The sequence below is a fragment of the Streptomyces sp. NBRC 109706 genome (assembly GCF_000974485.1).
Taxonomy (GTDB): domain Bacteria; phylum Actinomycetota; class Actinomycetes; order Streptomycetales; family Streptomycetaceae; genus Streptomyces.
Genome location: NZ_BBOM01000005.1, coordinates 444,607 through 465,369 on the forward strand (window position 1 = coordinate 444,607; position 20,763 = coordinate 465,369).

Genomic DNA, 20,763 nt, shown 5'->3' on the forward strand with positions numbered 1-20,763 from the left:
GCGGGTCATGGGGCGAGATGCCCCGACCCTATGTGGGCCCTGGCCTCCTCACCACCCTGCCGAAAGGGCCGCACCTGGGACAGCGCCTCGCCGGCGAGCGGCACGGCGTCCGCCACCGCGATATCCACCGCGTGGTAGGCCCCGTCCCCGGCAGCCGTGGAGACCCGCACCGTGGCCAGGCCGAGGCGCCGTTGGAGCGGCGACTGTCGGATGGACACCCCGCTCACCGCCGAGCGGCGCAGCATCGCCGTGACCCGGCTGAGCGCCCCGGACCGGAACACCAGATAGTCACCGTGCACGCTGTGCCCCAGGGCGCGGTAGCCGGCGCAGGCCAACCCCATGGAGAGCGGCCCGAGGACCAACAGGACGGGCAGCCACACACGTTGCCCCAGCGGGGCCACCGCGAGCGTGCAGCCGCCGGTGGTCACCAGCGCCCACGACAGCCGCCGCCGCAGCGCCGCTCCCGGATGGCGGACCAACGGCGCGGCCAGCGGATCCGCGCGCAGCACCTGGGCCGCGACCCGGCGGGCCACCCGGCGCGGGCCGCGCGGCAGGATCGCGACGCCCTCGCTCCACCAGAACACTCCCGTGGTGATGAGGCTGGTGTCCGTGGTGCCGAGCCAGCGCCACAGCAGTGGCTCGGAGAGGCTGACCCCGCGCACCCGGGACTCGTCCCGCACCACCTCCCTGGTCCTGAAGAGACCACGGGAGGTGCGCAGTACCTCGCTCCGCTCGCCCGGCTCCCTGGTGAGCCGGAAGTGCGCCTGGCCGGTGAGGAAGGCGCCGCCCATGCCGACCGCGCCCACCAGCACCACGGCGGCCCAGGCCACCAGGGCCGTGCCCAGCGGGCCTATCGACTCCCAGTCGGCGAGCGAACTCACCCAGCCGCCCATGTCGGCACCGAGGGCCCCGAGGGTGAAGAAGCCACCCCAGAGCAGCCCGACGGCCGTCAACAGGGCCCATATGCCGAAGAGGTTGTGGACGATCCAACGCCAGTCGAACTCCGCCAGCGCCGGCGAACGGGCTTCCTCCCGCTCCTCGGCCGGGACGCCGGTCAGCTCGGCTCGCAGTTGCCGCGCGGCCGTTCTGGAGACCGCGTCCAGCGTGAGCGCCGCTTCCATCGTGGTGCTCGACTGACCGGCTCCGATGGTGAGCCGACGCACGCCGGCCAGCCGGTGGATCAGCCGGGCGTCCGCGTCCACCGTGCGGATCCGGTCGCGGCTGATCGCCCGATGGCTGCGGACCAACACCCCGGATCTGCGCTCCACATGGCTCTCGGTGACGCGGTAACGGGTGGTCAGCCAGCGCACCAGATCGCCGACCGCGCCCCAGAGGCCCCAGACGGCCAGGCCGACCAGCGGCATGATCGTCATCGAGCCGCGGGCGTCCAGGAAGAGGACGGCGAAGCCGCCGGGCAGCATGGACAGCACCACCCGCAGCCCATCGGCCCAGATCAGCCTGGGATCCAGGCGCCGCCAGGGAACCTCGGCCGGCGCGGTCATGTCGCGTCCCCCGGCGTGCGCCGAGTGATCTCGGTGAGTCGGTCGGCGGCGGCGCTCGCCGTGCCGGGAGCCAGGCCCCGGATCGAGATGGCCCCGCTGGACGAGGCCGTGGTGACCACCAGGGTGGCCAGGCCGAGCAGCTGATCGAGGGGCCCGCGCACCGTGTCCACCGTCTGTATGCGGGATATCGGCGCGATCCGCCACTGTTGGACCAGCCAGCCCTCCCGGGCGAAGACCGCCTCCTCCGAGCTCTCCCAACGATGCACCCGATAGCGCCAGTTCGGCATGACCAGGGCATAGAGCGGGATCAGCACGGCGGCGGCCACCAACAGCGGCCCCGTCCAGGGGCGGGCCGATGACCACACCGCGTGCAGCAGCCCGAGGATGCCGGCCACCGGCAGAGACCAGGCCAGCGCCCGCGCCACCCACAGGGCCACGGCGCGCCGCTCCACCCGATGCTCCGGCTCGCGGAGCGGAACGATGTGATTCACCATGGGACAGAGTGTCCCACAGCTGGACGCCGTGTTCCACCCCCTTTTTTTCGGCCGCCCCGTGGCAGCCCGGCCCTTGGCAGCGCGCCCCGTGGCAGCGCGACGCCGTGACAGCGCGTCGTGGCAGCCCGACGCCGTGACGTCCCCGAACCGGCACTCCGGGCCCGGCCGGGCGCGGTCTTACCATGGGAGGCATGGCAGCACCGGTCTCTCCCTCGGGAACGTCGTCGGGAACGTCGTCGGGAACGATCGCCCGCACCCGCCGGGCCATCCTGGACGCGGCAGTGACGGTGCTCGGGCGCGATCGTTCCGCCCCGATGTCGGAGATCGCCAGGGCGGCCGAGGTCGGCCGCAGCACGTTGCACCGCTACTTCCCCGACCGGGCCGCGCTGGTCAGCGGCCTGTATGTGCAGTGCGCCGAGACCATCGAACGCACCGTCGGGGACCTCCAGCTGGACCAGGGCGAGGTGCCCGACGCCTTCCGCCGCCTGGTCGCCGCCCTGTTCGAGCACGGGCAGCTGGTCGACTTCCTCTTCAGCGAGCCCCAGCACAACGGCTACGGCTGGGACGACGAGCGGTGGGAGCGGGCGCACATCCCGATGGCCCTGTTGTTCGTCCGTGGCCAGGACGAGGGCTATTTCGCGGCCGAATTCGACGCGGACTGGTTCATCCGGGCGCTCTGGTACATGCTGTCGGCCGGCTGGGAGGCCAGCGCCGAGGGGCTGCCCCGGCATCTCGCGCTCGACCGGGTCGTCAGAACCCTGACCGACGGCGTGGTGGCGCATCCGGAACGACCCACGTCCTGACCGGGCCGTGCCCCACGCACCCACGACGACCGGCCGCCCGGCGGCCCCCTCCGGTGGGCGAAAACACAGAGCGGACCAGGTAACACGGTCGTAAGGTGGCGAGCATGATGCAGGTGATCCAGTCAAGCAAGCTCGCAAATGTCTGCTACGAGATCCGGGGCCCGGTTCTTGAGGAGGCACAGCGGCTTGAGGCAGCAGGACACCGCATTCTCAAGCTCAACACCGGAAATCCGGCGGCCTTCGGCTTCGACTGCCCGCCCGAGATCCTGGAGGACGTGCTCCGCAACGTCGGCGAGGCGCACGGCTACGGCGACGCCAAGGGGCTGCTCTCCGCCCGGCGCGCGGTCATGCAGCACTACCAGACCAAGGGGCTGCACCTCTCGGTGGAGGACATCTATCTGGGCAACGGCGTCTCCGAGCTGATCCAGATGTCGATGCAGGCGCTGCTGGACGACGGGGACGAGGTCCTGGTGCCGGCGCCCGACTACCCGCTGTGGACGGCCTCGGTGTCACTGGCCGGCGGCACGGCGGTGCACTACCGCTGTGACGAGCAGTCGGACTGGATGCCGGACATCGCCGATATCGAGCGGAAGATCACCGACCGCACCCGGGCGCTGGTGGTGATCAACCCCAACAACCCCACCGGCGCGGTCTACGACGAGGAGATGCTGCGGCAGCTCACCGACCTGGCCCGGCGGCACCGGCTGGTGGTCTGCTCGGACGAGATCTACGACCGCATCCTCTACGACGGCGCCACCCACACCTCCACCGCCGTGGTCGCGCCCGACCTGCTGACCCTCACGTTCAACGGCCTCTCCAAGAACTACCGGGTGGCCGGATTCCGCTCCGGCTGGCTCGCGGTCTGCGGCCCCAAGGAGAACGCGGGCAGCTATATAGAGGGTCTGACCATCCTGGCCAACATGCGGCTCTGCGCCAATATGCCCGCGCAACACGCGGTCGCGGCGGCGCTCTTCGGCCGGCAGTCGATCGAACAGCTGGTGTTGCCGGGCGGGCGGATCAAGGAGCAGCGGGATGTCGCCCACCGCCTGCTGACCGAGATCCCCGGGGTGACCTGCGTCAAGCCCAAGGGAGCGCTCTACGCGTTCCCTCGGCTCGACCCCAAGGTCTACAAGATCAAGGACGATCGGCAGATGGTGCTCGATCTGTTGCGGTCAGAGAAGATCATGATCGTGCATGGCACCGGCTTCAACTGGCCGGAGCCCGACCACTTCCGAGTGGTGACGCTGCCGCCGGCCGACGAGCTGGCGGACGCGGTGACCCGGATCGGTCGTTTCCTCGACGGCTACGCGCAGTTCTGAAACCGGACCCGACCAAAGCCGGACCGAACCAAAGCCAGCCATCAAGGTCAGCATGGTGACGGCCCCTCCTCGGTGACGTCCGAGGAGGGGCCTTCGCCTGTCTCGATCAACCTCGCCCTATAAACGGTCGATGGCCGTCAACAGGCGCCCAATAGAAGCGAGAGCGGCTGGTCAACGCCGATCGTCAGCTGATCAGCCGGCCGTTTGTCCGCGTCCTTCGGCCGCGTCGAGCCGTCGCACCAGCTCCCGGTGCTCGGCCCACAGGCCCTCGGGGGCGTGGTCGCCATAGGTGCGCAGGTGCTCGGGGATCAGCTCGGCCTCGGCGCGCCAGGCCTCCAGGTCCACCTCGAGCAGCGTCGTCAGCTGGTCGGGGGTGAGCCCAAGCCCTTCGATGTCCAGCTCCCCGTCCGCCGGCAGCAGCCCCACCGGCGTGGCCCGCCCGGTCGCCTCGCCGTTCAGCCGGTCGACGATCCACTTCAGCACCCGGATGTTCTCGCCGAAGCCCGGCCAGACGAAGTCGCCCCGCTCGTCCTTGCGGAACCAGTTGACGTAGAAGATCCGGGGCAGCTTCGCCGGGTCGGCGGCGCGCTCGCCCATGGCCAGCCAGTGCGCGAAGTAGTCGCCCATGTGGTACCCGCAGAACGGCAGCATGGCGAACGGGTCGCGGCGCAGCTCGCCCACCGTGCCCTCGGCCGCCGCCGTCTTCTCCGAGGCCACGTTGGCGCCGAGGAAGACGCCGTGCCGCCAGGAGAGCGACTCGGTGACCAGCGGCACCGTGCTGGCCCTTCGGCCGCCGAAGAGAATGGCCGAGATCGGCACCCCGGCCGGGTCCTCCCACTCCGGCGCGATGGTGGGGCACTGCGCCGCCGGGACGGTGAACCGGGCGTTGGGGTGCGCCGCCGGGCGGCCGTCCTCGGGCGTCCAGGGCTGGCCGCGCCAGTCGGTGAGGCGGGCGGGGGCCTGTTCGGTCATGCCCTCCCACCAGACGTCGCCGCCGTCCTCGGTGAGCGCGACATTGGTGAAGACCGCGTTGCCCCAGAGGGTGCGCATGGCGTTGGCGTTGGTGTCCTCGCCGGTGCCCGGGGCCACACCGAAGAAGCCGGCCTCGGGGTTGATGGCCCGCAGCTGCCCCTCCTCGTCGAAGCGCATCCAGGCGATGTCGTCGCCCACCGTCTCCACCCGCCAGCCGGGCAGCGCGGGCCGCAGCATCGCCAGGTTGGTCTTGCCGCAGGCGGACGGGAAGGCCGCCGCCACATAGTGCGGCCGACCGCCGTCCGGCGGGGTGAGCTTGAGGATCAGCATGTGCTCGGCGAGCCAGCCCTCGTCCCTGGCCATCACGGACGCGATGCGCAGCGCGTAGCACTTCTTGCCGAGCAGCGCGTTGCCGCCGTAGCCGGAGCCGAACGACCAGATCTCGCGGGTCTCCGGGAAGTGGGAGATGTACTTGACCTGGTTGCACGGCCAGGCCACGTCCGCCTCCCCCGCCGCCAACGGAGCGCCGACGGAGTGCACGGCCCGCACGAACGGGCCGTCGTCGCCGAGCTCGTCCAGCACCGCGCGGCCCATCCGGGTCATGGTGCGCATCGCGGTGACCACATAGGCCGAGTCCGTGATCTCCACGCCGAGGGCGGAGAGCGGCGAGCCCAGCGGGCCCATGCAGAACGGGACCACATACATGGTCCGGCCGCGCATCGAGCCCCGGAACAGGCCGTCCTTCCCGGTGAAGACGCGCCGCATCTCGTCGGGGGCCATCCAGTTGTTGGTCGGCCCCGCGTCCTCCTCGCGCCGCGAGCAGATGAAGGTGCGGTCCTCGACGCGGGCGACGTCGGTGGGGTCGGAGGCGGCGTAGTAGGAGTTCGGGCGGCGGGTCGGGTCGAGGGCGCGGAAGGTGCCCCGGGCGACCAGCTCGGCGCACAGGCGGTCGTACTCCTCCTCGGAGCCGTCGCACCACACGACCTGGTCGGGTTGGGTCACCTCGGCGATCTCGGCCACCCAGGCCAGCAGATCTCGGTGCCGGGTGGGGGCGGTCGCGGCGACGGGAGCTGAGGTCAGCATCGCGTTCGCTCCTGAAGTGTTGAGGGTTTGAGGGTATGCGCGTCAGGCGGCCACCGCCCGGCCCGGCGACGTGAGGGGCGTTTCTGCACTGGTCCGTCCGCCACGTCGCTTTTCAGCCGGCCGCTCGCGCTCATCCGTAAGGACGGGCCGCTCATCTGATAGTGAACCCACTTCTCTTCTGTGTCTAGAGCAGCTCAGATGAGCAGAGGCCAAGGGTGGGCAAAACCCCCTTGCGGGGACGGGCCGAACCGGGAGTAACTAACATTCAGTGATGCCTCCAGGAGGGAAGCCGATGCCCCCGCCACAGGCCCCCCACCGCTGGTGGGCGCTGGCCGCGCTGGGCCTCGCCATGCTGACCCTGGGGTTCGACCTGACCATCCTCAATGTGGCACTGCCCACACTCTCCGCCGAGCTACGCATCGACACCGGCCAGCAGCAGTGGGTGGTGGACGCGTATCTGGTGACGTTCTCAGCGGCGGTGCTGCCCGCCGGGCTGCTGGGCGACCGGTACGGCCGGCGCCGCACCCTGCTGGCCGGGCTGCTCATCGTGCTGACCGGATCGGCGCTCGGCGCCCTCGCCGACGGGGCCGCACATCTGATCGCCGCCCGCACGCTCATGGGTCTCGGCGCCGCGCTGGTCTCGCCGCTGGTGCTGGCGCTGCTGCCGACCGTCTTCCCCCCGGCGGACCGGCCCCGCGCGGTGGCGTTGGTCGCCATGTCGTTCACCGCGGGCATGCCGCTGGGTCCGCTGGTCGGCGGCGCGCTGCTGGACCGCTTCGGCTGGGCCGCGCTGTTCCTCACCAACGTGCCCGCGCTGGCGCTGGCGGCCGTCGCCTGCCGGCTGCTGCTGCCCGAGAGCAGCGATCCGGCCGCTCCCCGGGTCGATCCGCTGAGCACCGCGCTGGTCGCGACCGGCATCGGCGCCCTGGTCTTCGCCGTCATCGAGGGCACCGCACGGGGCTGGACGAGCCCGGTGGTGCTGGCCGCGATGGCCGCCTCGGCGCCGCTCACCGCCCTCGCGCTGGCCAGGGAGAGCCGACGGCGCCGCCCCATGATCGATCTGCGGCTGCTGCGCGATCCCCGCTTCGGCTGGCCCACCCTGTTCAGCGCGGTGTCCGGGTTCGTGCTGGCCGGGCTGCTGTTCTTCCTGCCGCAGTACCTGCAGGACGTGCGGGGCTTCGGCCCCTTCGACGCCGGGCTGCGGCTGCTGCCGCTGCTCGCCGGGCTGCTGCTGCTGGTGCGCGGCGGCGGCCCGTTGGTGCGGCAGTTCGGCGTGGGCGCGGTGGTCGCCAGCGGCATGGTGCTGCTGTCCTTCGCCGGCTTCCTGGGCAGCTCGGCGCTGGCCGACGCGGGCGACGGACAGCTGGCGATCTGGCTGGCCATCACCGGTCTCGGCCTCGGCCTCGCCATGGTGCCGGCGGTGGACGCCGCGATGGGCGCGCTGCCGCCGGACCGGTTCGGCGCCGGCTCGGGGATGCTGACCACGGTGCGGCTGCTCGGTTCGGCGCTGGGCGTGGCGCTGCTCGGCAGCCTGCTGGCCCATACCTACCGCGGCCGGCTGGACACCAGCGGCCTCACGGAGGCCGCGGCCGAGGGCGCCGGCCGCTCCGTCACCTCCGCGCACCAGTGGGCCGAGCGCCTGAACCGGCCCGAACTGGCCGAGGCGGCGGACGCGGCGTTCACCCACGCCACCACGGTGGCGCTCTTCGTCAGCGCCTATCTGGCGCTGGCCGCGGCGCTACTCGCCGCCTGGCTGCTGACCAGGGCACACCCCGTGAGCGCCCCGGCGGCGCCCCGCGCCGCGCCCGGCGCGCACGGCTGACCGCGCGCCCGGCGCGCAGAGCTCGACCGCACGCCGGCGCACGATGACGAGCAGCCGCCGAGCCCGGGCCGCCTCAGCCCAGTTGGGCGGCCAGTTCCGCGGCGTCCGAGGTGGGCCGCCGGCAGACGAAGCCCCGGCAGACATACGCCGCGGGGCGGCCGTCCCGCAGCGGCCGGTCCGCGAGCAGCGGCGAGGCATCCGCCGCACCCGGCTCGCCCCTGGCCACCACGGCGCCAGGGGCGGTCGCCAACAGCGCGGTGTGGTGCAGCTCGGCGGTGGCCGGATCGTCGTCCGGGCCCACCACGGCCACCTCACGCGGCCCGTCGAGCGCCGCCTCGGCGACCGCCAGCCCCCAGCCGATGAACCGGGGAGCGCCGGCCGCCAACGCGGTGACCACCCCCAACGCCCGTTCGGCCGCCCGGCGGTGACGCTCGCTCCCGGTGTAGGCCGCGTACGAGAGCAGCGCGCCGGCGGCCCCCGTCCAGCCGGCCGGGGTGGCCCCGTCGGTCGGGTCCTGGGGGCGGCGGATCAGCCGCTCGGCGTCGTCGGCGGTGTCGAAGAAGGCGCCGTCCTCGCCGGTGAACCGCGTCAGCACCACATCGAGCAGTTCGCCGGCCGTGGTCAGCCAGGCGCTCTCGCCGGTCACCGCGTAGAGCGCCATCAGGCCCTCCGCCAGATCGGCGTAGTCGTCCAGCACGCCGGCGTTCGCTCCGGCCCGGCCGTCCCTGGAGGTGCGGGCCAACCGGCCGGTGGTCGCGTCCCGGTGGACCGTCACCAGCAGTTCGGCGGCCGACTCGGCGGCGGCGACCAGATCGGGACGGCCCAGGCAGCCGCCGACCTCGGCCAGCGCGGCGACGGCCAGACCGTTCCAGGCCGCGATCACCTTGTCGTCCCGCTCGGGCGCCGGCCGCAGCCGCCGCGCGGCCAGCAGCTCCGTCCTGACCGCCTCGGACGGCGCCGCGCCCGGCAGGCGCAGCACGGAGGCGCCGGCCTCGAACGTGCCGTCGGCCGTCACCCCGTACAGCTCGGCGGCCTCGGCGCCGGCCGCCTCGCCGAGCACGTCCCGCAGCTGCTCGGGCGTCCAGACATAGGCGGCGCCCTCCGCGTGGTCGCCGTCCGGCGTCTCGCTGTCGGCGTCCAGTGCGGACGCGAACCCGCCCTCGGCCGTGCCCAGTTCCCGCACGATGAAGTCGGCCGTCTCCAACGCGACCCGCCGGGCCAACGGGGATCCGGTGGCCCGCCACAGATGGAGATAGACCCGGGCGAGCAGTGCGTTGTCGTAGAGCATCTTCTCGAAGTGCGGCACGATCCACGCGGCGTCCACCGAGTAGCGCGCGAAGCCGCCGGCCAGCTGGTCGTAAATGCCGCCCCTGGCCATCGCCTCGCAGGTGCGCTCGACGATGCGCAGCGCCTGGGTGGAGCCGGTGCGGGCGTGGTGGCGCAGCAGGAACTCCAGCACCATCGCCGGCGGGAACTTGGGGGCTGCGCCGAAGCCGCCGTGTCGCTCGTCGAACTCGCCGGCCAGCGCGCCCAGCGCCAGGGCCAGCTCCTCCGCCCCGGGCGGCGCCGGCGCGCGATACTCCATCCGCCGCCCGGCCAGCTCGGCCGTGACCCGCCGGGCGACCTCGGCCACCTCACCCCTGCGGTCCCGCCAGGCGGCGGTGACGCCTTCCAACAGCTGGCGGAAGGAGGGGAGTTGACTTCTCGGCTCGGGCGGGTAGTAGGTGCCGAAGTGGAACGGCTCGCCGTCGGCCGTCATCAGCACCGTCATGGGCCAACCACCCTGCCCGGTGGCGGCCTGCACGGCCTCCATATAGACGGCGTCCACATCGGGCCGCTCCTCCCGGTCCACCTTCACCGGGACGAAACGGGCGTTCAGATACTCGGCGAGCTCCGGATCCTCGAAACTCTCACGCGCCATCACATGACACCAGTGGCAGCTCGCGTATCCGACGCTCAGCAGCACCGGAACGTCCCGCCGGCGTGCCTCGGCGAACGCCTCCTCACCCCATGGCCACCAATCGACCGGGTTGGACGCGTGCTGGAGCAGATAGGGCGACTGGGAGTCAGCCAGGCGGTTCATACCGGCATCGTCGCACGCCCCGAAGCGGCGGCGGGCCTTCCTCGTCGCGCGCTCCCGGATCCCGGGCGGCCGACGGGAGCCGGCGATTCGTCACGGTGCGTTACCCCGACTGCGGTTGGGCGGTCGTGCCGGGTGACTCGAATTCGACGGGCGACATCTTCTTACTTGTACGCAACATCGACGAAGCGGATTGGCATACACCACTTCTGGCAATATCTTCCTGTCGATCAGCCGTACGCACCCCACCTCCACGACCGGGGCGGAACCCGGCGCTCGTCCGGTCGGGCCGCGTCCGACGAAAAGCGTGCGGCGCCCCCCACGAGAGGAGTTGTCATGACCGTGACAATGCGCAGACTGGCCGGTGTGCTCGTCGCCTTCGCCGTCCTGATGTTCTTCCCCACCTCCGCCAACGCCGGTGCGGCAGTCGATATCCACGACTCCGAACCCCATGCCACGCTCCTGGTGAGCGACCTGGAGGACGCCTACGAGACCGGCGAGACCGACGACCACAGCGACCTGCCGCAGGTCCAGGAGGGCGTGGACGCCGCCGCGCCGGTGGCCTGGAGCTACCACATCACCGCTTCCTGCAGCAGCCGCGCGGGCGCCATCCGCAGCGGTGCCAACTTCTGGGGCGACGCCACCGAGACCGCGGGCAGCGGCACCCCGGTCGAGTGCGTCAGCGGCTATGTCCAGGGCTGCGGCAGTGCCACCAACGTGGTCGGCTGCAACTGGGGCCAGGGTCAGCGCATCGTGCTCTCCAGCCTGGTGAGCGACTTCGCGCTGCTGGCCGCCCACGAGTTCGGGCACAACTGGTACGGCCACTCGGCCGCCGGCTGCGCCAACTGGGGCAGCGAGTACGAGGTCATGCGGCCCTACATGTGCTGATGCGCTGACGGCACCCCGCGTCACCCCGGGGGTGGGACGGCCGTCCCGCCCCCGGGCCCGGCGCGAGGGGTCGGCGCAACGGGCGGAACGCGAGGTCTTGTCGGGAGTGCCCGGCGGCAGCACACTGTCGTCGCCCGCACCACCGGCTCTCACCCCACAGGAGTGTGGAATGGCAGGCACAGCAACGGACTTGGCGCCCGGAACCCGTCGCGGGGCATCCGGGCGGACGTTGGTCGGCGCCCTGCTCGGCGCGCTGCTCGGCGTCCTCGCGCTGGCCCTGGCCCCCACCGCCGGCGCCACCACGGCGCCGGCCGCCGACGCGATCCGCGGCGGGGACCGGCTGTACAGCGCGGCCGGACCGTGCACCGTCGCCTTCAACGCTACCGACGGCACCGACCGTTACGGGCTGATGGCCGGGCACTGCGGCGGCGTCGGCACCCAGTGGTACCGCGACCCGGCGCTGACCGTCCCCGTCGCCGTCACCACGCTGGCGGTCTTCCCCGGCTCCTCCTGGTCGGTGGTCCGCTACACCAACCCCGATCTGGAGTACCCCAGCGAGATCAACGGCGCGGGACAGCCGGTGCGGATCAACGGCGCGGGACAGCCCTCGGTGGGGCAGTCCGTCTGCCGCTACGGCTCCACCACCGGGTTCCACTGCGGCACCGTGACCGGGGTCAACCAGACGATCGCCTTCCCCGAGGGCACCGTCAGCGGGCTCTTCACCACCAACATCTGCGCCGAGCCCGGCGATCAGGGCGGCCCGGCGCACGCCTCGGGCACGGCCCTCGGCATCCTCGTCGGCGGCACCGGCAACTGCTCCTCCGGCGGCCAGACCTACTACCAGCCGGTGCCCCCCGTGCTCGCCGCGGCCGGCCTCACCGTCGGCTACTGACCCTCCCCACCCGAACCCTCAGGCGGTGGCGGGGCGCTGCTGGGGGAGGGTGGCGCGCCCCATGGCGTGGTCGACGGCGATCTCGATCACCACCCGCTCCGGGTCGGGCGCCGGCCTGCGCCCGTAACGTGCCGCATAGCGGTCGACGGCATCCGCCACGGCGGACTCGTCCGTACGGACCCGCGCCGTGCCTTCGAGCGTCGCCCAACGCCCTCCGTCGACCTGGCAGACGGCGACCCTGGGCGCGGTGGCGCCGCTCACGTTGGCGACCTTTCTGCTGGTCCTGCGTGTGATGACGCGCGCCACCCCCTGGTCCGCGTCGACCGTGACGCCGACCGGCACCACATGCGGCGTTCCGTCCGGGCGGGTGGTGGTGAGCGTGCACAGATGGTACTCGTGCCAGAACTCCAGGTAGTTCTCCTCCTGGAGGAGCAGTACGTTGGCCATGCCGGGAAGCCTACCGAGCGACGCGGCCGGGCCCGCCGCCCGCACCGGATCGGCGCCAGGTCGGGATCGGGCCGGCTAGGCCGCGTGTCCGGCCGCTGCCGCATCGGCCAGCTGGTCGAAGGTGCGGATCAGCACCGCGCGTCGTTGTTCCTTGTAGCCGGGCGCGGGCCCCAGATCGTCGATGGTCCGCTCCCAGACGGCCATGAAGTGTTCCTTCCACCGCTCCACCACCTCCGGGCGCAGGGGGGTGTCGGAGCTGTGGCCGGCCCGGGTGAGGACCTGCAGCAGCTCCAGCTGGCACGGTATGGCGACGCCCCAGTACTCGTCGGGCTCGATGGCGACCGGATCGCCGTCCATCACCTCGGCGACCTCCGCGACCAGCCGGTCCATGAAGGACGACAGATAGTCCCTGGCCGTGTCGCTCTCGAAGTTCCCGCTGCCCCATGTGCCCATGTCTTCTCCTTCGCGTGGTGGTGTCACCGCACGCTGGAACCATGGAAACAGGTGGCACTGACAATGCGGGCCGGCGAGCGGCCCCGCCGCGTCCGGGGGCCGCTCGCCGGTGGTCGGTCGGGGGTCAGACGCCCAGCAGTTCGCCCCGCAGATAGCTGATGGCGTTGCGGTCGATGATCCGGCCGCCATGGGTGCCGGCGGCGGCGAGCCAGTTGTGCCAGGACTCCTCCAGCCGGGCCCGCGCCAGGCGGAGGCCGTCCACCGCGGCGAGGACGCCCAGGGCGCGGGTGCTGCCCGAGACGGTGTAGCCGTACAACTCCAGCTGTGCCAGGGACTTCTGAAGCGTCGCCGGGGAGTCCAGCACCTCGCTGACCAGGCCGGCCACATCGCCGGTGAACCGGGGCAGCCCCGAGTCGGCCCGTTCGAGGGAGCGCAGCAGACGGTCGGTCAGCTCCTCGTGCTCGATATGCCGCGCCACATCGAGGGTGGCATGGGCGTTCTCCAGCGGTTTGGTCACCGAGACCTGGGTGCCCTGGAAGGCGTCGAGCAGGGACCAGAGCGTCATCTCCGGCAGGTTGCCGGGGAGGATCTTCTGCCCGGTGTCGCGGTGGTTCGCGTCCAGATAGACATAGGCGGTGCTGGTCTCGCTGTTCTGGGAGAACGAGTACAGCCGGGTGTCGCCCCGCACCGAGTCGATGCCGGCGCGGGTGTGCGACACCTCAAGGGGGAGCCGGCCCAAGGTGACGATCCCGTGCGCCCCGACGGTGGCGACGCCGGCCGCGGTGTCGCGCAGCAGCGTGTAGGTGGCGGGGATGTCGAGTCGGTCGGTGTCGTCGCGCAGGCCCCAGCTGCCGTCGGGGTTGAGCGCGAGGGCGAAGGGGTCGACGGTGCAGCGGACGCCCTGCGGCGCCTCGCGCACCAGGCGGGCGATGACCCGGATGTGTCGGTCGAGCCGTGCGGGCGTGGGCTGTTCCTCGGCTGAGGTGTCGGAGACGCGCAGCACGAACTCGCCGATGCCGAGGGCGTGGCCCTCGCGGACGCGTTCCACGGCGGCGGCGACGCCGTAGCTGTGCCAGCCGGGGATCGCCTCGACGGGTTCCCGGCGCTCCTCGTCGAGGCCGAGGTCCACATCGATGGGCTGGGCCAGCCGGTCGGGGGTGAGGTCGGTCTGTGAGGTGTCGTGCAGTCGGCGTCGGGCGTCAGCGGGCAGCCTGGTCAACGGCGTCATCGTGGGTTCCTCTGGGGTGGGGAGGGACGGCGGGTCGGGCCGTGCTGGTCAACCGGTTCAGCAGCAGCAGCACAAGGGCGGAGGCGGTGCAGAAGGCGACCGCGATCCAGAACAGGACCGGTCGGTAGCCGGAGATGGTGAGGGGGGCGAGGATGCCGACCAGGGAGCCGAGTTGCATCACCCCGGCGAAGAGGCCGGCGCCGGCCGGCAGTCCGCCCCTGACCAGGCCGGCGAGGACCACCATCCCCAGCGACTGGAGGGCGGCGGCGAAGACCGCGTAGATCATCTGGGAGGCCAGCAGGGAGCCGACGGACGCCCAGGCGGCGGTGAGGGTGAAGGACAGCGCGCCGCCGACGGCGGCCAGTGCGAGCAGCCGGGTGGCGGGGTGGCGCTCGCCGGCGCGGCCGAGCCAGGGCAGCACGGCGAGTTCGACGAGGGCGGTGGCCATGAAGAGGGCGCTGTTGAGCCGTGGGTCCCAGCCGGAGTTGACGACGAACAGCGGCAGATACACCAGGCGCAGGCTGTCCGCCGCCTTGAGGAGGACGATCGCCAGCACGCCGATGACCAGGGCCGGGCCGAGACCGAGCCGACCGGCGCCCACCGGCGCCGGCGGGGGCGCGGGCATCGGCAGCGCGCGCCGGTCGAGCGTGGCGAGGACGGCCGCGGCGGCCAGGAGAAGGGCGGCGGCGCCGACGGGCGGCCAGTCGGACCACCACTCGGTCAGGGAGCTGGAGCCGGCGAAGACGGCGACGCCGGCGACATAGCCGGCGACGGCGATCCACCGGGTGCGGGTGGCGAGCACCGCGTCGGAGAGTCCCGCGGCCTGCGGGGTGGACTGCAGCCGACGGAGGATCAGCGGCAGCGAGACGGCGCCCGCCATGGACAGCGCGCCGCCGAGACACACCAGCGGCAGCGCGTTCCCCGTGGTCACCAGGGCGACCCCGGCCGCCCCGACCAGCAGGGCCGGGGTGAGCAGCCGGGGCGCGTGCCGGAGGGCCGCCGGCCGGCTGGAGGAGAGGGCAAGGGTGAACGCGATCAGCGAGTTGACGACGAAGAACAGCGCGATATCCGCCTTGGCGAAGCCGGCGGAGTCCAGCGCCAGGGGGTAGCCGACGCTGATCACGCCCGTCATCGCGGACACGAACAGCAGGCACAGGCCGAGCGGGGAACGCAGCAGGGGAGCCATCTTTCGTCCGTCCAGATTCCGTCCAGGGGCCGAGGGTCCCGGTCCGTGAGCCCGAGGGGTGCGAGGGGCGGCCCGTCAGCTCAGGAGCGTGTGGTACTCGATATGGCCGAGGCCGTCCCGCTGGATCTCCAGGTCGAGACCCGAGCCGTGGAGGCCGTCGATGATCCGCAGCGGCACGTCGTCGTGCAGCAGCGCCCGGGCGTGGTCGGCGTCGGCCGACGACAGGATGGTCAGGGTGCGGGTGGGCGGCGCGGGGGCCCGGACGCCGTCGATGCGGCGCAGCTCCGCGTCGAAGCGGCGGAAGGAGTCCATCCACAGCTGCCCGGGGGACGAACCGGTGCCCGTCGGGTAGTTGTCGACGAGCCGCACCGCCTGGGCGTGCGGCTCGGGGTGGGCGGTCAGGAAACGGTCGCGGTTGGCCTCCCATTCGGCGACCCGGTCGGCGTCGGTGCGCACCGCGTGGTGCCGGTCCCAGGTCCAGGCGAGGGGGTTGTGCACGGTGGGGACGCCGGCGGCCCAGGCGCGGTAGCCGAAGTCGTGGTCCTCATAGCCCCAGCCCACGAACATGTCGCTGTAGCCGCCCAGTTGACGGTAGGCCTCGGCGGGCACCGAGATGTTGCAGCTGAACGGCAGGTACCAGGCGGCGGCGATGCGCGCGTAGTTCTGCGAGTACTCGGCGGTGACCCGGGTGCGCACCTCGGGCCGCCAGCGGCCGGCGTCGGACTCGTCGCGGTGCCGCCGGTGGCCGGCGACCACGGCCCCGGGGAGAGCGCGTTGCCAACGGAGGTGCTCGGCGACCCAGTGCGGCGGGGCCTCCTGGTCCGCGTCGAGAAAGGCGAGATACCGCCCGCGCGCCTCGGCCGCGCCCTCCGCGCGGGCGGCCGCGCGGTTGCCCGCGCCGTTCCGCCGGACCAGCGTGAGCGGGACGCCGCCGGCCAGCTCGGCGAGGTCGGCGCGGACGGGCGGCGTGGAGCCGTCGTCGACGGCGACGATCTCGTAGGCCGCTTCGGTGCGTTGGACGGCGGCGCCGAGGGAGGCGACAAGGCCGCGCAGGGCCGACTCGTCGTCCCGGACGATGACGACGACCGACAGCTCGGGCGCCGGCTCCGGCCCGGTCATGACGCACCCCGCGCCAGGGCGGAGAGGGAGGCGAACGCCAGGACGTGCGAGGCGAGTTCGGCGGCGCCGTCGCGGTCGGCCAGTGCCTCGCCGACCTCGCGGGCGCGGCGGGCCAGGCCCTGGTCGTCGAGGAGACGGGTGACGGTCGGCAGGAACGCATCGGCGACCGCGTCGGCCGGCAGGATCTCGCCGGTGCCGAGGGAGACCGCGCGGGAGGCGTTCCACTCCTGCTCCGCGTGGCCGGGCAGTGCCAGCAGCGGGGTGCCCAGGCAGAGCGCCTCCATGGTGGAGGTGTGTCCGCCGTGGGTGACGACCAGATCGGCGGCCCGTGTCCAGGCCATGCTGTCCTCGGTGTAGGCCAGCACCGTGTCGGCGGTGTGCGCCGGCAGCCGCTCGGGCGGGATGTTGGGGCCGGTGACCAGCACGGTGTGCGCGGGGACCGAGCCGAGCAGGGAGGCGATGGTGGTGAGCGAGCCATAGCCCTGGGCGGTGCCGCCGAGGCTGACGTACACCAGCGGAACGTCCGCGTCGACGCCGAGCCGCTTCCGGGCCTCGGCGCGGGACGGCGCCCGGTCGGGCGCCTCCTTCAACACGGGCCCCACATGCCGGATCTCGGCCAGCGAGCCAAGGGCGGCGCCGGACTCCCGGGAGGCGATGCCGGAGAGCGGATCGAACCGCGACCAGTCCGGGATGTAGAGGACATCGCCGAGGACCCGGCGCGCGGTCTCCTCCGGCACGCCCAGCTCGATCAGTTGGGGCACCACATCGCGCAGCACCTGCGGGAACGGGAACTCGAAGAACCCGGAGTTGACGATCCAGGCGGCCGGGACCCCCTCCAGGGCGGCGGAGACCGCGCCCGTGACCCGGAAGTCGCTGACCACCATGTCGGGCCGGAACTCCGCGATCGCGGCGCGCTCCTCGGCGAGGCAGGTGGTGAGGTACTCCGGATCGGCCAGTCGGATCCGGCCGTCGGGGGGCGGCGGGGGCTCCTCGCCCGGCTCCCGCGGCGGGAACGGCGGCAGCTCCGTCAGCGGGAACGAATCCAGCCCGCGGGCCGTCATGATGTGCCGTGCCGGCTCCGCCGTGCCGACCAGCACCTCGGCGCCGGCGTCGACCAGCGCCGAGCCGACCCGTGCGGTCCGCACCACATGGCCGAGCCCGTGGAAGAACGTCAACAGCAGGACGCGCATCAGATCCCCCGACTCGCTCACGCCTCGGGGCCGTGGCACCGCGCGGTGATCGAGGCGGACGAACTCACCTCGACGCGGAACGCGCCCCGTTGATCACAGTGGTCCTTACCACGCTCTCACCATCAGCCCCATGAGTCGCAGATGATTTTCCGCCAAATCCCGGTCGCCGTAGCCCGGTTCAACGCCTGGGACCCGGCGGTGGCGAACGGTGACGAGGTGGCCGAATCGGACACGGGTTCGGTGTCGGGGGGTGACAGACGATTACGGAGCGTGACATGATGGCTGTTGTCAGGTGAGGGCCACCCCGGTCGGGCACCGTGTGCACGGACCCGGGGTGGCACGGCGGGGGGATGTCGCCGGTCGGCTCACCGATCATCCGATTCCCGGTGAGGAGAACTGTCGATGGCGCATATCCTCGGCCTGCCCGTTTTCCGGCGCTATATGGCGAGCCAGACGCTCGCCATGCTGGGCACCAGCTCCCTGTGGTTGGCCATGGGCATCTGGGCCCGCGAACTGACGGGCAGCAACTCGGCGGCCGGCCTCGTGGCCTTCGCCTACATCCTGGGCACGTTGGGCGCTCCCCTGTCGGGCGTGCTGGTGGACCGGCTGCGCCGCAGACGGCTGCTGATCGCGGCGGACGCGACCCTCGCGGCCCTCGTCCTCCTTCTGCTCCTGGTCCAGGACCGGGGTCAACTGTGGCTCATATACACGGTGATGTTCGTCTACGGGCTCGTCGGCAGCCTGATCAACGCGGCGCAGTCCGCGCTGATAGCCGACATGATCCCGAAGCCCCGGCTCCCGGACGCCAACGGTGTCCTCTCCACCGTCCGCGAGGCGCTGCGGCTGCTGGCCCCTCTGGTCGGCGCCGGCGCCTATGCGGCGCTGGGCCCGACCAGCGTCGTCCTCGTCGTCGCCGCGCTCTTCGCCCTGGCCGCCCTGCTCCAGTGCACCGTGCGGCACCACGAGCCCAAGCCGGGCAAGCGCCCAGGGGGCGAGGGGTTCCGGCACGAAGTGCTGGGCGGCATACGCCATCTGACGGCCGTGCCGCCGCTGCGCCGGATCGTCGTGGCCTGCTGCCTGGCGCTGACGGTGTTCGGCTTCACGGAGTCCGTCGTCTTCGCCGTCGTGGACGAGGGGCTGGGACGCCCCGCCGCGTTCGTCGGTGTCCTGATGGCGGCGCAGGGGCTCGGCGCCGTCATAGCCGGCCTGACGGCGGCCGCCACGATCAGACGGATAGGCGAGGCGCCCACGGTCGTCGCCGGCCTCGCCGTGTGCGGCCCAGGAATCTGGCTGACGGCCGCGTCCACCGCGTGGCTGGTGCTGCCGGCCACGGTGCTGTTCGGGTTCGGCATCCCCTGGATCACGGTGGGCGCGGTGACCCTGCTCCAGCGCCTGACGCCCAGGGAGGTACAGGGCCGCGCGTATGCCGCGCTCGGCATGTTGTTCAACGTGCCCATGGCGGGGTCGGTGGCCCTGGGCGCCGCGCTGATCGCCGTCCTTCCCTATCGCCTCCTGCTCCTGCTGATCGGCGCGGCGATGGCGTCGGCCGCTGTCGGACTGCTGATCGCCACCAGAAGGGCCGCCGCCAACGAGCCCACGGCCGACACGGTGCGGACCGTCCCGTCCCTCCGGCCCACGCCCGACGGCGCGGCACCATGAGGGGCCGTCAAGACGTCGGAGTCCCGGGGCGTGGAGTGCGCCTGCGGCGGGGGCCGTCCCCGTAGGCGCGCCGCCAGACACGGAGATGGCGCCGATCGCCGAGGCCGGCTCCGTTCAGCTCGATCAGGGTGTCGAGCCGGGCGCCGCCCAGCCAGGGGCCCAACAGGTCGCGGTGGACCAGGGCGATGCCGTTGGCGCGGGCGAACTCCACGGCCTGCGCGGTGTATCGGGTGTTGGTGACGCACAGCGCGATATCTGCGGCGAAATGCGTTCTGGTGCCCAGCAGCCGCTGCATCGCGGGGGCGCCGACGGCCCGGTGGGGCGCGTAGCGCTTGCACTGGACGACCATGCCGCGGCCGTCGGGGAGTTGTCCTGCGATATCCCGCCCCTGATCCCCACCGCCGCCGACCCGTTCCACCTCGGTGCAGCCGTCGGCGCGCAGCCGGGCGGCGACCAACTCCTCGAACTGGGTGCCGGAGAGCTCGTCGACATCGGCGAGGGAGCGGTTGTTCGCCAGGACGGCGTCCTGGCGGCGCCACTCCCGCTCGCCGGCGACCGCATGACGGTGCGCCCGCCACCCCCACCACGACAGGGCGGCAGCTCCCGCCAGCAGGCCGATAGCCCACACGGCGAGCCAGCCCCAGCTGACGAGGCATAAGGCGACGAGAAGCCCGCCGCCGACCAGCGGGCCCCGCCGGGGCGTGCGCTGGGAACGTCGGCCGGAACGTCGGTTGGCCACGGTGTCGACTCCTCTGGGCGGACGGCCAGTCACCCCAGCGTGACGGCTCGACCGCCACGGGTAAAGAGGCCGGCGGCCCCGGCCGGACGCGCGTCAACGCGAGGCGTCGACAGGTCAGACGGGGGCCGCCGGGATGTGTTCACCCGCGGGATCAATCAACGGCCGCCGGCGTCGGCGCGCTCGGCGGCTGGTGGAACCGCTTCCCGGCGGCGGGCCTCGTTGAACCTCCGTGGAGGTCAGGGCCGTCGGTCCGCCGGGCTCGGCTCACTGGGGCGACAGGGGGAGGGCTCGGCGCTCGGCCGATCGGCCACGTCCCCGCCCCAGGATCATGCCTGGTAGGGCTTGGCCTCCAGGACCTTGACCTTGGCGACGCTGCCGTTGGGCAACTCGTACTCCGCGTCCTGTCCGACCTTCTTGCCCAACACCCCACCGCCCAACGGCGACTGCGGCGAGTAGGTCTCGATGTCGGAGGTGGCGAACTCCCTGGAAGCCAGGAGGAACTTCATCGTGTCGTCCTCGTCGCCGTCGAAGGCGATGGTCACCACCATGCCGGGGGCCACCACCCCGGTGTCCGCCGGGGCCTCGCCGACCTGCGCCGTCTCCAACAGCTGCGTCAGCTGCCGGACCCGCGCCTCCATCTTCCCCTGCTCTTCCTTGGCGGCGTGATAGCCGGCGTTCTCCTTGAGATCGCCCTCTTCACGCGCCGCCTCGATCTTCTTCGCGATCTCGACGCGGGCAGGACCCGACAATTGATCCAGCTCCGCCTTGAGCTGGTCATACGCCTCCTGGGTCAGCCAGGTGACAGTGTCGCTGGTCTGCGTCACAGGTGCTCCTCGGGTAGCAAGAGGGGATAAAAACAAGGCCCGTCCCAGACATGTGCGCTCCTG

The 20,763-nt window shown here is 72.4% G+C and carries 18 protein-coding genes; 6 read left to right on the forward strand and 12 right to left on the reverse strand.

The window, feature by feature from the left end; translation table 11 throughout:
* Window positions 1-5: 5 nt before the first annotated feature.
* Together AOM46_RS06925 and AOM46_RS06930 are read right to left on the reverse strand one after the other, a co-directional pair.
* Window positions 6-1,502, reverse strand: a complete 1,497-nt coding sequence (locus AOM46_RS06925; RefSeq protein ID WP_062207069.1) for a PH domain-containing protein — start codon at window positions 1,500-1,502, stop codon at window positions 6-8.
* On the reverse strand, window positions 1,499-1,996 hold the full coding sequence (locus tag AOM46_RS06930; protein WP_062207071.1) for a PH domain-containing protein: 498 nt from the start codon (window positions 1,994-1,996) through the stop codon (window positions 1,499-1,501). The genes AOM46_RS06925 and AOM46_RS06930 overlap by 4 nt, the downstream gene beginning before the upstream one ends.
* A 191-nt stretch (window positions 1,997-2,187) precedes the next feature.
* On the opposite strand from AOM46_RS06930, the gene AOM46_RS06935 reads away from it, so the two are divergent.
* Together AOM46_RS06935 and AOM46_RS06940 are read left to right on the forward strand one after the other, a co-directional pair.
* Window positions 2,188-2,799 carry a TetR/AcrR family transcriptional regulator gene (locus AOM46_RS06935; RefSeq protein WP_067225975.1) on the forward strand — a complete coding sequence of 204 codons (612 nt, stop codon included), beginning with the start codon at window positions 2,188-2,190 and terminating at the stop codon, window positions 2,797-2,799.
* A 107-nt stretch (window positions 2,800-2,906) separates the two neighbouring features.
* Window positions 2,907-4,118 (forward strand): pyridoxal phosphate-dependent aminotransferase, encoded by a 1,212-nt coding sequence (locus AOM46_RS06940; RefSeq protein WP_062208621.1) that lies wholly within the window; start codon window positions 2,907-2,909, stop codon window positions 4,116-4,118.
* Between the two features lie 192 nt (window positions 4,119-4,310).
* On the opposite strand, the gene AOM46_RS06945 is transcribed toward AOM46_RS06940, so the two are convergent.
* A complete protein-coding gene (locus tag AOM46_RS06945; protein ID WP_062207075.1) occupies window positions 4,311-6,173 on the reverse strand; it encodes a phosphoenolpyruvate carboxykinase (GTP) in 1,863 nt (620 codons plus the stop codon).
* 292 nt (window positions 6,174-6,465) lie between these two features.
* Here AOM46_RS06945 and AOM46_RS06950 point away from each other — a divergent pair, with 292 nt between their 5' ends.
* Window positions 6,466-7,995: an MFS transporter gene (locus AOM46_RS06950; protein WP_234313665.1), complete on the forward strand. Its 1,530-nt coding sequence runs from the start codon at window positions 6,466-6,468 to the stop codon at window positions 7,993-7,995.
* Window positions 7,996-8,068: 73 nt separating this feature from the next.
* Here AOM46_RS06950 and AOM46_RS06955 read toward each other — a convergent pair whose 3' ends face one another.
* Window positions 8,069-10,078, reverse strand: a complete 2,010-nt coding sequence (locus AOM46_RS06955; RefSeq protein WP_062207078.1) for a thioredoxin domain-containing protein — start codon at window positions 10,076-10,078, stop codon at window positions 8,069-8,071.
* A 333-nt stretch (window positions 10,079-10,411) separates the two neighbouring features.
* On the opposite strand from AOM46_RS06955, the gene AOM46_RS33850 reads away from it, so the two are divergent.
* Together AOM46_RS33850 and AOM46_RS06965 are read left to right on the forward strand one after the other, a co-directional pair.
* The gene (locus tag AOM46_RS33850; RefSeq protein ID WP_062207080.1) at window positions 10,412-10,963 is read left to right on the forward strand and encodes a hypothetical protein; all 552 of its coding nucleotides are present in this window, start codon (window positions 10,412-10,414) and stop codon (window positions 10,961-10,963) included.
* Between the two features lie 169 nt (window positions 10,964-11,132).
* Entirely contained in the window at window positions 11,133-11,855 is a 723-nt protein-coding gene (locus AOM46_RS06965; protein ID WP_107080007.1) for a S1 family peptidase, read from the forward strand.
* Between the two features lie 18 nt (window positions 11,856-11,873).
* Here the strand turns inward: AOM46_RS06965 and AOM46_RS06970 are convergent, their stop codons facing one another.
* From AOM46_RS06970 to AOM46_RS06995, 6 genes are all read right to left on the reverse strand, one after another.
* Window positions 11,874-12,302 (reverse strand): pyridoxamine 5'-phosphate oxidase family protein, encoded by a 429-nt coding sequence (locus tag AOM46_RS06970; RefSeq protein ID WP_062207084.1) that lies wholly within the window; start codon window positions 12,300-12,302, stop codon window positions 11,874-11,876.
* Between the two features lie 75 nt (window positions 12,303-12,377).
* Window positions 12,378-12,755 carry a DUF4259 domain-containing protein gene (locus AOM46_RS06975; protein WP_062207086.1) on the reverse strand — a complete coding sequence of 126 codons (378 nt, stop codon included), beginning with the start codon at window positions 12,753-12,755 and terminating at the stop codon, window positions 12,378-12,380.
* 124 nt (window positions 12,756-12,879) lie between these two features.
* Window positions 12,880-13,983 (reverse strand): hypothetical protein, encoded by a 1,104-nt coding sequence (locus tag AOM46_RS06980; RefSeq protein WP_062207088.1) that lies wholly within the window; start codon window positions 13,981-13,983, stop codon window positions 12,880-12,882.
* Complete coding sequence (locus tag AOM46_RS06985; RefSeq protein WP_062207091.1) at window positions 13,955-15,169, reverse strand: MFS transporter; 1,215 nt, start codon at window positions 15,167-15,169, stop codon at window positions 13,955-13,957. The genes AOM46_RS06980 and AOM46_RS06985 overlap by 29 nt, the downstream gene beginning before the upstream one ends.
* 75 nt (window positions 15,170-15,244) lie before the next feature.
* Window positions 15,245-16,288, reverse strand: a complete 1,044-nt coding sequence (locus AOM46_RS06990) for a glycosyltransferase family 2 protein (RefSeq protein ID WP_062207093.1) — start codon at window positions 16,286-16,288, stop codon at window positions 15,245-15,247.
* Entirely contained in the window at window positions 16,285-17,499 is a 1,215-nt protein-coding gene (locus AOM46_RS06995) for a glycosyltransferase (RefSeq protein ID WP_158920273.1), read from the reverse strand. Before AOM46_RS06995 ends, AOM46_RS06990 begins: the two co-directional genes overlap by 4 nt.
* Before the next feature lie 381 nt (window positions 17,500-17,880).
* On the opposite strand from AOM46_RS06995, the gene AOM46_RS07000 reads away from it, so the two are divergent.
* Entirely contained in the window at window positions 17,881-19,137 is a 1,257-nt protein-coding gene (locus AOM46_RS07000) for an MFS transporter (protein WP_062207098.1), read from the forward strand.
* A 7-nt stretch (window positions 19,138-19,144) separates the two neighbouring features.
* Here AOM46_RS07000 and AOM46_RS07005 read toward each other — a convergent pair whose 3' ends face one another.
* Together AOM46_RS07005 and greA are read right to left on the reverse strand one after the other, a co-directional pair.
* A complete protein-coding gene (locus AOM46_RS07005; RefSeq protein ID WP_234313666.1) occupies window positions 19,145-19,876 on the reverse strand; it encodes a restriction endonuclease in 732 nt (243 codons plus the stop codon).
* 326 nt (window positions 19,877-20,202) lie between these two features.
* The gene (gene greA / locus AOM46_RS07010; RefSeq protein ID WP_062207100.1) at window positions 20,203-20,700 is read right to left on the reverse strand and encodes a transcription elongation factor GreA; all 498 of its coding nucleotides are present in this window, start codon (window positions 20,698-20,700) and stop codon (window positions 20,203-20,205) included.
* Between the last annotated feature and the right edge of the window lie 63 nt (window positions 20,701-20,763).